The 12,706-nt window shown below is 58.9% G+C and carries 11 protein-coding genes and 3 tRNA genes; 13 read left to right on the top strand and 1 reads right to left on the bottom strand.

From position 1 onward, the window contains the following. The first annotated feature begins 1 nt into the window (after nt 1). Together AC4CWF_RS11210 and AC4CWF_RS11205 are read left to right on the top strand one after the other, a co-directional pair. Nucleotides 2-1,063 carry an HD-GYP domain-containing protein gene (locus AC4CWF_RS11210; protein ID WP_491281749.1) on the top strand — a complete coding sequence of 354 codons (1,062 nt, stop codon included), beginning with the start codon at nt 2-4 and terminating at the stop codon, nt 1,061-1,063. A 93-nt stretch (nt 1,064-1,156) separates the two neighbouring features. After that, complete coding sequence (locus AC4CWF_RS11205; protein ID WP_491281748.1) at nt 1,157-1,555, top strand: response regulator; 399 nt, start codon at nt 1,157-1,159, stop codon at nt 1,553-1,555. 43 nt (nt 1,556-1,598) lie between these two features. Here AC4CWF_RS11205 and rlmB read toward each other — a convergent pair whose 3' ends face one another. Beyond that, the gene (gene rlmB, locus AC4CWF_RS11200) at nt 1,599-2,486 is read right to left on the bottom strand and encodes a 23S rRNA (guanosine(2251)-2'-O)-methyltransferase RlmB (protein ID WP_491281747.1); all 888 of its coding nucleotides are present in this window, start codon (nt 2,484-2,486) and stop codon (nt 1,599-1,601) included. Nucleotides 2,487-2,691: 205 nt separating this feature from the next. Between rlmB and AC4CWF_RS11195 the strand changes: the two genes are divergently transcribed. From AC4CWF_RS11195 to rpoB, 11 genes are all read left to right on the top strand, one after another. Then, nucleotides 2,692-2,776: transfer RNA gene (locus AC4CWF_RS11195), tRNA-Tyr, on the top strand. Between the two features lie 29 nt (nt 2,777-2,805). Next, nucleotides 2,806-2,879, top strand: a tRNA-Gly gene (locus AC4CWF_RS11190). Between the two features lie 168 nt (nt 2,880-3,047). After that, nucleotides 3,048-4,223, top strand: coding sequence for an elongation factor Tu (tuf, locus tag AC4CWF_RS11185; protein ID WP_491281737.1), 1,176 nt, complete (start codon nt 3,048-3,050; stop codon nt 4,221-4,223). A 446-nt stretch (nt 4,224-4,669) separates the two neighbouring features. Next, nucleotides 4,670-4,745 (top strand) — tRNA-Trp (locus AC4CWF_RS11180). Between the two features lie 195 nt (nt 4,746-4,940). Further along, a complete protein-coding gene (gene secE, locus AC4CWF_RS11175) occupies nt 4,941-5,141 on the top strand; it encodes a preprotein translocase subunit SecE (RefSeq protein WP_491285356.1) in 201 nt (66 codons plus the stop codon). 17 nt (nt 5,142-5,158) lie between these two features. Next, nucleotides 5,159-5,689: a transcription termination/antitermination protein NusG gene (gene nusG / locus AC4CWF_RS11170; protein WP_491281746.1), complete on the top strand. Its 531-nt coding sequence runs from the start codon at nt 5,159-5,161 to the stop codon at nt 5,687-5,689. A 150-nt stretch (nt 5,690-5,839) separates the two neighbouring features. Beyond that, the gene (gene rplK, locus AC4CWF_RS11165; RefSeq protein ID WP_491281745.1) at nt 5,840-6,271 is read left to right on the top strand and encodes a 50S ribosomal protein L11; all 432 of its coding nucleotides are present in this window, start codon (nt 5,840-5,842) and stop codon (nt 6,269-6,271) included. Nucleotides 6,272-6,273: 2 nt separating this feature from the next. Continuing rightward, nucleotides 6,274-6,969, top strand: coding sequence for a 50S ribosomal protein L1 (gene rplA, locus AC4CWF_RS11160; RefSeq protein WP_491281744.1), 696 nt, complete (start codon nt 6,274-6,276; stop codon nt 6,967-6,969). Between the two features lie 340 nt (nt 6,970-7,309). Next, nucleotides 7,310-7,828, top strand: a complete 519-nt coding sequence (gene rplJ / locus AC4CWF_RS11155; RefSeq protein ID WP_491281743.1) for a 50S ribosomal protein L10 — start codon at nt 7,310-7,312, stop codon at nt 7,826-7,828. Nucleotides 7,829-7,896: 68 nt separating this feature from the next. Then, entirely contained in the window at nt 7,897-8,271 is a 375-nt protein-coding gene (gene rplL, locus AC4CWF_RS11150; RefSeq protein ID WP_491281742.1) for a 50S ribosomal protein L7/L12, read from the top strand. A gap of 255 nt (nt 8,272-8,526) precedes the next feature. After that, complete coding sequence (rpoB, locus tag AC4CWF_RS11145; RefSeq protein WP_491281741.1) at nt 8,527-12,663, top strand: DNA-directed RNA polymerase subunit beta; 4,137 nt, start codon at nt 8,527-8,529, stop codon at nt 12,661-12,663. Nucleotides 12,664-12,706 lie beyond the last annotated feature (43 nt).

Below are 12,706 nucleotides of genomic sequence, written 5' to 3'. Positions count from 1 at the left end.
GATGAAAATTCTCGTGGTCGACGACAACAAAACCAACCTGATCCTTCTGAAGAAGTTGGCCGGTACGGTGTCCGGCTGCACGGCCATTGCCTTCTCAGGCCCGGAGGAAGCGCTCGGCGCGATGCCGGAGCTGGATTTCGATATCGGCGTGATCGATTTCCAGATGCCGGTGTATAACGGCGTCGACCTCTTGATCGAGATCCGCCGCTTCGAAAAATACCGCGACAAGCCCTTCGTTGTGGTGACCGCCGATGGCGATACACAAACACGCATGACGGCGATCAATGCCGGTGCCATCGATTTTCTGACGAAACCCGTTAATCCGGCCGAGTTTCAGGCGCGCATCCGCAATCTCGTGGCACTCGTCAATGCGCGCAATCAGCTGGCGGAAAAGGCGGCCTGGATCAAGAGCGAGGTGGAAAAGGCCGTCGATGAACTGCGCGAGCGCGAACAGGAAATCATCTATCGGCTGACGCTGGCCGCCACCTACAAGGATACCGATTCGGCCCTGCACACGCTGCGCGTCGGCGCCTATGCCGAGGCGATTGCCAAGGCTTACGGCCTGCCGCCTGCCATCTGCAGCGATATCCGTATTGCAGCGCCCATGCACGATATCGGCAAGGTTGGCATTCCCGATGCCATGTTGCTGAAGCGCGGCACCTATGTTGATCCGGAAGTGACCTATGTGAAAAGCCACGGCGCCATCGGCGGCCATATTCTCGGCCAGTCCCGCATCAGCCTGCTGCAGCTTGCCGCCGATATTGCAAGCGCCCATCACGAGCGATTCGACGGTCAGGGATATCCTGAACGGCTGGCCGGTGAGGACATACCGCTTGCCGGGCGCATCGTGGCGATTGCCGACAGTTTCGATGCGTTGACGATCGCGCGGCCGTACAAGGAAGCCTGGAGCATGGAGCGGGCCGTGCAGCACATCAAGGAGCGCGCCGGGTCGCAGTATGATCCGCTCTGCGTTGCCGCGTTCGTGAAGAGCCTGCCGGTTATCCGGCAGATCATGGCGGTGCATCCCAATGTCTCGAATGATGAGATGGCGGAGGCTGGTTAGGCGGCCTGGTATTTACGGCCAGCTGCCGGTGAAGCAGGAACCTTTGCGCACAATACACGTTGCGTGTATCAAGAATGGCAAAGCGAGGGGGCCATGGCATTCAGAATACTGGTCGTTGAAGACCAGCTACTCATCGCGCTTCACATTGAGGAAGCAGTCCTTGCTCTCGGCCATGAAGTGGCGGGGATCGCGGCCAATCGCGCCGATGCATTGAGGCTGTCGGACAAGTGCGACATCGCGTTCGTCGACGTGCAGTTGCAGGACGGCCCGACCGGACCGGAGATCGGCCGAAGCCTTGCGGCAAACGGCACGACCGTTGTCTTCATGACAGCCAATCCGGAAGCGCTTTCGGGCGGCATCCCAGGCGCGCTTGGCGTCATTTCCAAACCCCTGTTTGATCTGGAACTGATCGGCTCTATCCAGTATGCCGCCGAGGTGCGTGCAGGAAACGATGCGCTGCCGCCGGAGCGGATGCGCCGTTTCGCCTCCTGACGGTTGCCGTCAGCACCTCGGTTGCGCCCGATCCTCCAGGAGGTCAGCCCTTGGCATCACCCAGATGCCGACGCGATGCATAAAGCGCGATGGCTGCGGCATTCGACACATTGAGCGACTTGATGGCGCCCGGCATGTCGAGGCGTGCTAGCGCCGTGCAGGTTTCGCGCGTTTTCTGGCGCAGGCCCTTGCCTTCCGATCCGAGCACCAGCGCAACCTTTGCACCCGAAAACGTGCCTTCCAGCGGCTGCGGACCTTCCGAATCGAGACCGATGGTCTGGAAGCCGAGGCGGTGCAACTCGCCCAGCGCATCGGCAAGGTTCGTCACCTGGATATAGGGGATCATTTCGAGCGCGCCGGATGCGGATTTGGCCAGCACGCCTGATTCCGTCGGGCTGTGACGCTGGGTGGTGATGATCGCACCGGCCTCAAAGGCAACGGCCGAGCGCATGATGGCGCCGACATTGTGCGGGTCGGTAACCTGATCGAGAACGAGAAGCAGCGGGCTTTCCTTCAGCGCCTCAAGCCGGCGCGCCGGCAACGGCCGGGTTTCCAGCATCACACCCTGGTGAATGGCGTCGGGTCCGAGAACCTTGTCGATATCCTGCGGCGAAGCCATTTCCACCGGGTAGGGGAGGCTCTCGGCCGGTCCGATATCCAGGCGTGCAAAGGCGTTCTGGGTCACGGTCAGCTTGATCAGCTTGCGCTCGCGGTTGTCGAGTGCGGCCCGCACGGTGTGGAGGCCGTAGAGATAGACGACATCGGGCGAAAGCTGCGGCGGCGTCCAGTCATCATTGCGACGGCTGCGGCGGTCCTGCTGCTGCGGGGTGGGGATTTCGCCGCGCTCACGCTTGGCGTCGCGCACCTGTCGGCGCAGCGTCGCGTAGTGGGTGTCGCGGGCGGATTTGTCGGGGCGATCTTCCTTGCTCATGGCCGCCTTATATACATGAGGCGTCGTTCGGCATAGTCCCGGCCTCTGTCCACAGGCTGCCGCAGAGATTTAAATTTTCTGTCATTTTTCGTTTGCAGTCGTGTTGACACAGGCGAGCGGGGCAGTCATATACGCCGCCGTGACTGAGGCAAACGACTTCGCCGCAGACACAGACGAGCTTGGTCTTCGGTCCAGACAGAATACTGGAGGGATGCCCGAGTGGTTAAAGGGGACGGACTGTAAATCCGTTGGCTCAGCCTACGTTGGTTCAAATCCAACTCCCTCCACCATTCTGATCTTCGACCGACAAGCCACCCCCGCGGGTATAGCTCAATGGTAGAGCAGCAGCCTTCCAAGCTGAATACGCGGGTTCGATTCCCGCTACCCGCTCCAAGTTTCAAAGACGATAACAAGCCTCCCGTCGGGAGGTGTCGCAACCTGCGGGCCTTGTACGGGCAGGCGGCGTAATTATATCTTGCGCATCGAACGGGAAAGCCGTAAACGGCGACACCAAATCCGCACGCGCGGGTCCATCATTCTTTTTGATCACAGGAAGCATCAATGGCAAAGAGCAAGTTTGAGCGCAACAAGCCGCATGTGAACATCGGCACGATTGGCCACGTTGACCACGGCAAGACGTCTCTGACGGCAGCGATCACGAAGTACTTCGGTGAATACAAGGCGTACGACCAGATCGACGCTGCACCGGAAGAAAAGGCACGCGGCATCACCATCTCGACGGCACACGTCGAGTATGAGACGCCTGCTCGTCACTACGCGCACGTCGACTGCCCCGGCCACGCCGACTACGTCAAGAACATGATCACCGGTGCAGCGCAGATGGACGGCGCGATCCTGGTTTGCTCGGCCGCCGACGGCCCGATGCCGCAGACCCGCGAGCACATCCTGCTCGCCCGTCAGGTTGGCGTTCCGGCGATCGTCGTGTTCCTCAACAAGGTTGACCAGGTTGACGACGCCGAGCTTCTCGAACTCGTCGAACTGGAAGTGCGCGAACTTCTGTCGTCCTACGACTTCCCGGGCGACGATATTCCGATCATCAAGGGCTCGGCTCTTGCTGCTCTGGAAGACAGCGACAAGAAGATCGGCGAAGATGCGATCCGCGAACTGATGGCAGCGGTTGACGCCTACATCCCGACGCCTGAGCGTCCGATCGACCAGCCCTTCCTGCTGCCGATCGAAGACGTGTTCTCGATCTCCGGCCGTGGTACGGTTGTGACGGGTCGCGTTGAGCGTGGCATCGTCAAGGTTGGCGAAGAAGTCGAAATCGTAGGCATCCGCGCGACTTCGAAGACCACGGTGACCGGCGTTGAAATGTTCCGCAAGCTGCTCGATCAGGGCCAGGCTGGCGACAACATCGGCGCTCTGGTTCGTGGCGTTCAGCGCGATGGCGTTGAGCGTGGCCAGATCCTGTGCAAGCCGGGTTCGGTCAAGCCGCACAAGAAGTTCATGGCTGAAGCCTACATCCTGACGAAGGAAGAAGGCGGCCGTCATACGCCGTTCTTCACGAACTACCGTCCGCAGTTCTACTTCCGCACGACGGACGTGACCGGCATCGTGTCGCTTCCGGAAGGCACGGAAATGGTTATGCCTGGCGACAACGTCACCGTTGCCGTTGAGCTGATCGTTCCGATCGCGATGGAAGAAAAGCTGCGCTTCGCGATCCGCGAAGGCGGCCGTACCGTCGGCGCCGGCATCGTCGCTTCGATCATCGAGTAATAGTTTTTCCCGCAAGGGAATAAGAAGAGCCTCGCCGGAAACGGCGGGGCTTTTTTGCGTTTTGTCGCGATACGAATCGCGCAGCGGCGTTGCGCTCTTTCTAATGACACAAGAAATAGCTCAAGCGAATCGCCTGGGCGGTGATTCCCGGCGCGCGAAACTGGCTATAATGGTGGCCGCGCAAGCGGCGTTTCGAGCGCCTTCTTTTCAGAATGCGGCCACAACGACTGTCTGCACGGCGTCAACGACGCGCCAGGAGCCTGTCGTTGCGGGAAATGCTGCAAAGCCTTGAAGCCGAATGCCAAAACCATGTGAACAATGTTTTCCACCGTGTCAGAAAATGCGCCAAATTCGACAAATCCCCTTGCCAAGCCGCTTTGTGCATCTTAAAGAGCGCCATGTCTTCAAAAGGGGCCGTCATCAACGGCAGGCTTCTTGCGACGAATAGGGGTATAGCTCAGTTGGTAGAGCGGCGGTCTCCAAAACCGCAGGTCGTCGGTTCAAGCCCGGCTGCCCCTGCCACTTTTTCCAGGCGTGCGACATGAGTATTTCATTGGCGCGTCGCAGGAGGGCAGGCCGGCCCATATCGGCAAATTGCATGGATGCTGTTTTTCCCCTTGTGAAAGGGAAGGGCTGTGTTTATGTAGGGTACAAACAGACACGCGGTGCGTGGGGCTGATTAATTTCAGCTTGCGCGCCGTAATTGCGTGGGCAGTCATGGCATCCAAAACCAATCCATTCGCGTTTCTGCAGCAGGTGCGCACCGAAACGTCCAAGGTAACCTGGCCTTCTCGTCGTGAGACGATGATCTCCACGGCCATGGTGCTCGTGATGGTTGTTTTTGCCGCGCTGTTCTTTTTTGCGGCTGACCAGCTGATCGGCTGGCTCATCCGGCTCGTGCTGAACATCAGCATTTAAAATTTGTGGAGATGAAGATGGCGGCTCGTTGGTACATCGTCCACGCGTATTCGAATTTCGAGAAGAAGGTTGCCGAGGATATCGAACATAAGGCTCGCCAGAAGGGGCTTGAGCATCTGTTCGAAAAGATCCTGGTACCCACGGAAAAGGTTGTCGAAGTTCGTCGCGGCCGCAAGGTCGATACCGAGCGCAAGTTTTTCCCAGGTTACGTGCTGGTGCGCGCCAACCTGACGGATGAGGCCTACCACCTCATCAAGAACACCCCGAAGGTGACGGGTTTCCTCGGTTCCGACAATAAGCCGGTTCCGATTCCGGACTTCGAGGCCGACCGCATTCTGGGCCAGGTCCAGGAAGGCGTCGAGCGGCCGAAGTCCTCGATCTCGTTTGAGATCGGCGAGCAGGTTCGCGTCTCCGACGGTCCCTTCGCTTCGTTCAACGGCATCGTTCAGGATGTCGATGAAGAGCGCTCGCGCCTCAAGGTCGAGGTGTCGATCTTCGGTCGCGCAACGCCGGTCGAACTGGAATACGCTCAGGTCGAGAAGGTCTGAGTTTCGAATAGGGAAGGCGACTTCCCGAACCCCGCGTGGAAGGATGATGGTCTCTAAGCCGGACCGTTCAGACGCACCACGCAACCGCAGCCGCCGGCATTGTCCGGCATATCTGGACCGGGCAACTGGTTCCCATTGAAAGGCAGAGAAATGGCTAAAAAAGTAGCAGGCCAGCTCAAGCTCCAGGTCAAGGCAGGATCGGCCAACCCGTCCCCGCCAATCGGCCCGGCTCTTGGTCAGCGCGGCATCAACATCATGGAATTCTGCAAGGCGTTCAACGCTGCCACGCAGGAAATGGAAAAGGGTATGCCGATCCCGGTCGTCATCACCTATTACCAGGACAAGTCCTTCACCTTCGCAATGAAGCAGCCGCCGGTTACCTACTGGCTGAAGAAGGAAGCAAAGATCACGTCCGGTTCCAAGACGCCTGGCAAGGGCGCCAACATCGGAACGATCACCAAGGCGCAGGTCCGCACCATTGCCGAAGGCAAGATGAAGGATTTGAACGCTGCCGACATCGAAGGCGCAATGCTGATGGTTGAGGGCTCTGCCCGCTCCATGGGCCTGGAAGTGGTGGCTTAATCATGGTCAAGGTTGCAAAGCGTATCCAGAAGAGCCGCGAAGGCATCGATCCCACCAAGCTGATTGCTCTTTCCGACGCAATCTCGCTGGTCAAGGAACGGGCTACCGCCAAGTTCGACGAAACCGTTGAAATCGCCATGAACCTCGGCGTCGACCCGCGTCACGCAGACCAGATGGTTCGCGGCGTGGTCAACCTGCCGAACGGCACGGGCCGCGACGTTCGCGTTGCTGTTTTCGCACGTGGCGCCAAGGCTGATGAAGCCCGCGCTGCCGGCGCTGACATCGTTGGTGCAGAAGACCTGCTCGAAATCGTTCAGGGCGGCAAGATCGACTTCGATCGTTGCATTGCCACGCCTGACATGATGCCGCTCGTTGGTCGTCTCGGCAAGGTTCTCGGCCCCCGCGGCATGATGCCGAACCCGAAGGTCGGCACCGTCACCATGGACGTCACGGGCGCCGTCAAGGCTTCCAAGGGCGGCGCAGTCGAGTTCCGCGTCGAGAAGGCGGGTATCATCCACGCCGGCATCGGCAAGGCATCGTTCGACGCCAAGGCTCTTGAAGAAAACATCAAGGCATTTGCTGACGCCGTCATCAAGGCGAAGCCGGCTGGTGCCAAGGGCAACTACCTGAAGCGCGTTGCGCTCTCCTCGACCATGGGTCCGGGCGTGCGCGTCGAGCCTTCGACGGTAACGGCCTGATTTAAGTTTTGACCGGAGCGGCATGCTCCGGTCGACCAAGTTTCCGGCCTTTCGGGGCCGGAAATGCCTGGTGTCAAAACCAGGCACTCCTGTCCGAGATTGTGGGCGGCCTTTGGGCCTTAATATCTGCCTGCATGAGACGGGTGAGATCCGTTATTTAAACGTCTGATGACGTCTTGAAGTTCGGTTCGAGCCTTATTCGCCTTTTGGCTGGATGAAAATCCAACCGGAGGGGACAGGATCCTCAAGCGTCGCTTGGGATCTCGAAATGGATCCCCTGAGGCAAAGGCAAACCCGGTGGGGCCTGCAGGATTGCGGTCCCATCAACTGGAGACAGACAGTGGAAAGAGCGGAAAAACGCGAATTCGTCACGGAGCTGAACGAAGTCTTCAAGGCTTCCGGTTCGGTTGTCGTGGCCCACTATGCTGGTGTCACAGTTGCGCAGATGAACGACTTCCGTTCAAAAATGCGTGCTGCTGGCGGCACCGTCAAAGTCGCGAAGAACCGCCTGGCCAAGATCGCTCTTCAGGGCACGGAAGCCGAAGGGATCACCGATCTCTTCAAAGGTCAGACGCTGATTGCTTACAGCGTTGACCCGATTGTGGCTCCGAAGGTCGTCATGGATTTCGCCAAGACCAACGACAAGATCGTTGTGCTCGGCGGCGCCATGGGAACAACCACGTTGTCGGCAGATGCAGTCAAGTCGCTTGCGACCCTGCCTTCGCTGGACGAACTGCGTGCAAAGCTGGTCGGCATGATTCAGACCCCGGCTACCCGCATCGCAGCTGTTGTGGCAGCACCGGCAGCTCAGCTTGCCCGCGTGTTTGCGGCCTATGCAAAGAAGGACGAAGCCGCGTAAGGCGGTTTTTCGCTGTTCATACCCTAACCCGTTCGTTTCGAACCGAACATCATTAAGGAACTAATACCATGGCTGATCTCGCAAAGATCGTTGAAGACCTCTCCGCTCTGACGGTTCTGGAAGCTGCTGAGCTTTCCAAGCTGCTCGAAGAAAAGTGGGGCGTTTCGGCTGCTGCACCGGTAGCTGTTGCTGCTGCTGGCGGCGCTGCTGCTGCTGTCGTTGAAGAAGAAAAGACCGAATTCGACGTTATCCTCGTTGAAGCCGGCGCTAACAAGATCAACGTCATCAAGGAAGTCCGCGCCATCACCGGTCTCGGCCTCAAGGAAGCCAAGGACCTCGTCGAAGGCGCTCCGAAGGCTGTCAAGGAAGCTGTTTCCAAGGGCGAAGCTGCTGACCTCAAGAAGAAGCTCGAAGACGCTGGCGCCAAGGTCGACGTCAAGTAATATCGAAATGCGATGGGGGAGGGCTTGTCTGCCCTCTCCCGTTGTCCATTTCATCGGAACTGATTACCCAAAAGCCCGTGAAACGGCTTTTGGGTAATGGGTTCTTCAAGAGGATGGTTTCTCCTCGGCGCATACGGCAATCCGGCCGGTGTCTCGAGAGCGGAAACGAGATTGAACAACTCATGATCGACGGGGTCGACTGGCCATCGCACACCGTCCGTTGCAGGCCCGGATGCAATTTTTGAAGGAGCGACGATGGCTCAGACCCTTTCGTTCAATGGTCGTAGGCGCGTACGCAAGTTTTTCGGAAAAATTCCCGAAGTTACAGAAATGCCGAACCTCATCGAGGTTCAGAAGGCTTCATACGATCAGTTTCTGATGGTTGAAGAGCCAGCCGGCGGTCGCCCCGATGAGGGGCTTAACGCCGTTTTCCGGTCGGTGTTCCCGATCACGGATTTCTCCGGCGCTTCGATGCTGGAATTCGTTTCCTACGAATTCGAGCCGCCGAAGTTCGACGTCGAGGAATGCCGTCAGCGCGACCTGACCTATGCAGCGCCGCTCAAGGTGACGCTGCGCCTTATCGTGTTCGATATTGACGAGGATACGGGTTCCAAGTCGATCAAGGACATCAAGGAACAGTCCGTCTATATGGGCGACATGCCGCTCATGACCGACAACGGCACGTTCATCGTCAACGGCACCGAGCGCGTCATCGTATCGCAGATGCACCGTTCGCCGGGCGTGTTCTTCGACCACGACAAGGGCAAGAGCCATTCCTCGGGCAAGCTTCTGTTTGCTGCCCGCGTCATCCCCTATCGCGGTTCCTGGCTCGATATCGAATTCGACGCCAAGGACATCGTCTATGCGCGTATCGACCGTCGCCGCAAGATCCCGGCCACCTCGCTGCTGATGGCGCTTGGCATGGACGGCGAAGAAATCCTGTCGACCTTCTATTCGAAGGCTGTCTACGTGCGTGACGGCAATGGCTGGCGCGTTCCGTTCCAGCCCGATACGCTGAAGGGCGCCAAGACGCTGTCGGAAATGGTCGACGCCGATACGGGTGAAGTTGTTGTCGAATCCGGCAAGAAGCTCACGCCGCGCCTGCTGCGCCAGTTGGTCGACAAGGGCCTGAAGGCCCTGAAGGCTTCCAATGAAGACCTCTATGGCAATTTCCTTGCCGAAGATCTGGTCAACATGGAAACCGGCGAAATCTACATGGAAGCCGGCGAAGAAATCGACGAGAAGAATCTGCCGAAGATTCTCGACGTTGGTTTCGACGAGATCCCGATTCTGGGCATCGACCACATCAATGTTGGCGCCTATATCCGCAACACGCTGTCTGTGGACAAGAACGAGAACCGTCAGGACGCTCTGTTCGACATCTACCGCGTGATGCGTCCGGGTGAACCGCCGACGATGGAATCGGCTGAAGCCATGTTCAACTCGCTGTTCTTCGACAGCGAACGTTATGACCTTTCGGCCGTTGGCCGCGTCAAGATGAACATGCGCCTCGACCTCGACGTGGCCGACACCGTGCGCACGCTGCGCAAGGACGACATCCTGGCCGTGGTCAAGATGCTGGTCGAACTGCGCGACGGCAAGGGCGAAATCGACGACATCGACAACCTCGGCAACCGCCGTGTTCGTTCCGTCGGTGAATTGATGGAGAACCAGTATCGCCTGGGTCTTCTGCGCATGGAACGCGCCATCAAGGAACGCATGTCGTCGATCGAAATCGACACCGTCATGCCGCAGGACCTGATCAACGCCAAGCCGGCAGCGGCTGCCGTGCGTGAATTCTTCGGCTCCTCGCAGCTGTCGCAGTTCATGGACCAGGTGAACCCGCTTTCGGAAATCACCCACAAGCGTCGTCTTTCGGCTCTTGGACCGGGTGGTCTGACCCGCGAGCGCGCAGGCTTTGAAGTCCGCGACGTTCACCCGACCCATTACGGCCGTATCTGCCCGATTGAAACGCCTGAGGGCCCGAACATCGGTCTGATCAACTCGCTGGCCACCTTTGCCCGCGTCAACAAGTACGGCTTTATCGAAAGCCCGTATCGCAAGATCATCGACGGCGTCGTCACCAAGGAAGTGATTTACCTCTCCGCCATGGAAGAGGCAAAATACTACGTGGCGCAGGCCAATGCCGAACTCGACAAGAGCGGTTCGTTCGTCGAAGAGTTCGTCGTTTGCCGTCATGCCGGCGAAGTTATGCTGTCGCCGCGCGACACCATCAACCTGATGGACGTTTCGCCGAAGCAGCTGGTCTCTGTTGCCGCAGCTCTGATCCCGTTCCTGGAAAACGACGACGCCAACCGCGCCCTCATGGGCTCGAACATGCAGCGTCAGGCCGTGCCGCTGGTGCGTGCCGAAGCGCCGTTCGTTGGCACCGGCATGGAACCGGTCGTTGCCCGTGACTCCGGCGCTGCCATCGCTGCCCGTCGTGGCGGTGTGGTCGACCAGGTCGACGCGACGCGTATCGTTATCCGCGCCACGGAAGATCTGGATGCCGGCAAGTCCGGCGTCGATATCTACCGCCTGCAGAAGTTCCAGCGTTCCAACCAGAACACCTGCATCAACCAGCGTCCGCTGGTGGCTGTCGGTGACATCCTGAACAAGGGTGACATCATCGCGGACGGTCCCTCGACCGACCTCGGCGATCTAGCTCTCGGCCGCAACGCGCTCGTCGCGTTCATGCCTTGGAACGGCTACAACTACGAAGACTCGATCCTGATGTCGGAACGCATCGTCTCTGACGACGTGTTCACCTCCATCCACATCGAAGAATTCGAAGTGATGGCACGTGACACCAAGCTTGGTCCGGAAGAAATCACGCGCGATATTCCGAACGTTTCGGAAGAAGCGCTGAAGAACCTCGACGAAGCCGGTATCGTCTACATCGGTGCGGAAGTGGCTCCTGGCGACATTCTCGTCGGCAAGATCACGCCCAAGGGTGAAAGCCCGATGACGCCGGAAGAAAAGCTTCTGCGCGCCATCTTCGGCGAAAAGGCATCGGACGTGCGCGACACCTCCATGCGCATGCCGCCCGGTACTTTTGGCACGATCGTCGAAGTGCGCGTCTTCAACCGCCATGGTGTGGAAAAAGACGAACGCGCGATGGCCATCGAGCGTGAAGAGATCGAGCGTCTTGCCAAGGACCGTGACGACGAACAAGCGATCCTCGACCGTAACGTCTACGGCCGTCTGATCGAGATGCTCCGCGGTCAGGTGTCCGTTGCAGGTCCGAAGGGCTTCAAGAAGGGCGTCGAGCTGTCCAACGCGGTCGTTTCGGAATATCCGCGTTCGCAATGGTGGATGTTTGCCGTCGAGGACGAAAAGGTCCAGGGCGAAATCGAAGCCCTGCGTGGCCAGTACGACGAATCCAAGTCGCGCCTTGAACAGCGCTTCATGGACAAGGTCGAAAAGGTCCAGCGCGGCGACGAAATGCCTCCTGGTGTCATGAAGATGGTCAAGGTTTTTGTTGCTGTGAAGCGCAAGATCCAGCCAGGCGACAAGATGGCCGGCCGTCACGGCAACAAGGGCGTTGTTTCGCGCATCGTTCCTGTCGAAGACATGCCGTTCCTGGAAGATGGCACGCATGTTGACATCTGCTTGAACCCGCTCGGCGTGCCTTCGCGTATGAACGTCGGTCAGATCCTCGAAACCCATCTGGCCTGGGCTTGCGCCGGCATGGGCAAAAAGATCGGCCAGATGCTCGAAGACTATCGCAAGACGATGGACATCAGCGAGCTGCGCACCGAACTCACCGAGATCTATGCGTCTGAATCGCATGACGAGGTGAAGCGCTTCGACGACGAGTCGCTCGTTCGGCTTGCCGAAGAAGCCAAGCGTGGCGTGTCCATCGCAACGCCGGTCTTTGATGGTGCGCACGAGGAAGACGTCTCGGCCATGCTCGAAAAGGCAGGCCTGCACACGTCCGGCCAGTCGGTTCTTTATGATGGCCGTACCGGCGAAGCGTTCGACCGCAAGGTCACCGTGGGTTACATGTACATGATCAAGCTCAACCACTTGGTCGATGACAAGATCCACGCACGCTCCATCGGTCCGTACTCGCTCGTGACCCAGCAGCCGCTCGGCGGCAAGGCACAGTTCGGCGGTCAGCGTTTCGGGGAAATGGAAGTCTGGGCTCTGGAAGCCTATGGCGCTGCCTACACCCTGCAGGAAATGCTGACGGTGAAGTCGGACGACGTGGCCGGCCGTACCAAGGTCTACGAAGCGATCGTGCGCGGCGACGACACGTTCGAAGCGGGCATTCCGGAGAGCTTCAACGTTCTCGTCAAGGAAATGCGCTCGCTCGGACTGTCGGTCGAGCTGGAAAATTCCAAGCTCGATGAGAACGCCGCTGGCCAGCTGCCCGACGCGGCAGAATAAATCGGAAAAGGGCGCGCGCTTTGATGAGCGCGCGCCGTCCCCA

Source organism: Neorhizobium sp. PAMB6630 (genome assembly GCF_058242775.1).
The sequence above is the reverse complement of the archived record's forward strand: the minus strand, read 5'-3'. Positions and strand labels throughout refer to the sequence as shown.

Excerpts from the sequence above, each read along its gene's own strand:
- secE (WP_491285356.1), top strand. The coding sequence starts at position 4,941 with ATGGCATCCAAAACCAATCCATTCGCGTTTCTGCAGCAGGTGCGCACC.
- rplA (WP_491281744.1), top strand. The coding sequence starts at position 6,274 with ATGGTCAAGGTTGCAAAGCGTATCCAGAAGAGCCGCGAAGGCATCGAT.
- rlmB (WP_491281747.1), bottom strand. The coding sequence starts at position 2,486 with ATGAGCAAGGAAGATCGCCCCGACAAATCCGCCCGCGACACCCACTAC.
- nusG (WP_491281746.1), top strand. The coding sequence starts at position 5,159 with ATGGCGGCTCGTTGGTACATCGTCCACGCGTATTCGAATTTCGAGAAG.
- rplL (WP_491281742.1), top strand. The coding sequence starts at position 7,897 with ATGGCTGATCTCGCAAAGATCGTTGAAGACCTCTCCGCTCTGACGGTT.
- AC4CWF_RS11205 (WP_491281748.1), top strand. The coding sequence starts at position 1,157 with ATGGCATTCAGAATACTGGTCGTTGAAGACCAGCTACTCATCGCGCTT.
- AC4CWF_RS11210 (WP_491281749.1), top strand. The coding sequence starts at position 2 with ATGAAAATTCTCGTGGTCGACGACAACAAAACCAACCTGATCCTTCTG.
- tuf (WP_491281737.1), top strand. The coding sequence starts at position 3,048 with ATGGCAAAGAGCAAGTTTGAGCGCAACAAGCCGCATGTGAACATCGGC.
- rplK (WP_491281745.1), top strand. The coding sequence starts at position 5,840 with ATGGCTAAAAAAGTAGCAGGCCAGCTCAAGCTCCAGGTCAAGGCAGGA.
- rpoB (WP_491281741.1), top strand. The coding sequence starts at position 8,527 with ATGGCTCAGACCCTTTCGTTCAATGGTCGTAGGCGCGTACGCAAGTTT.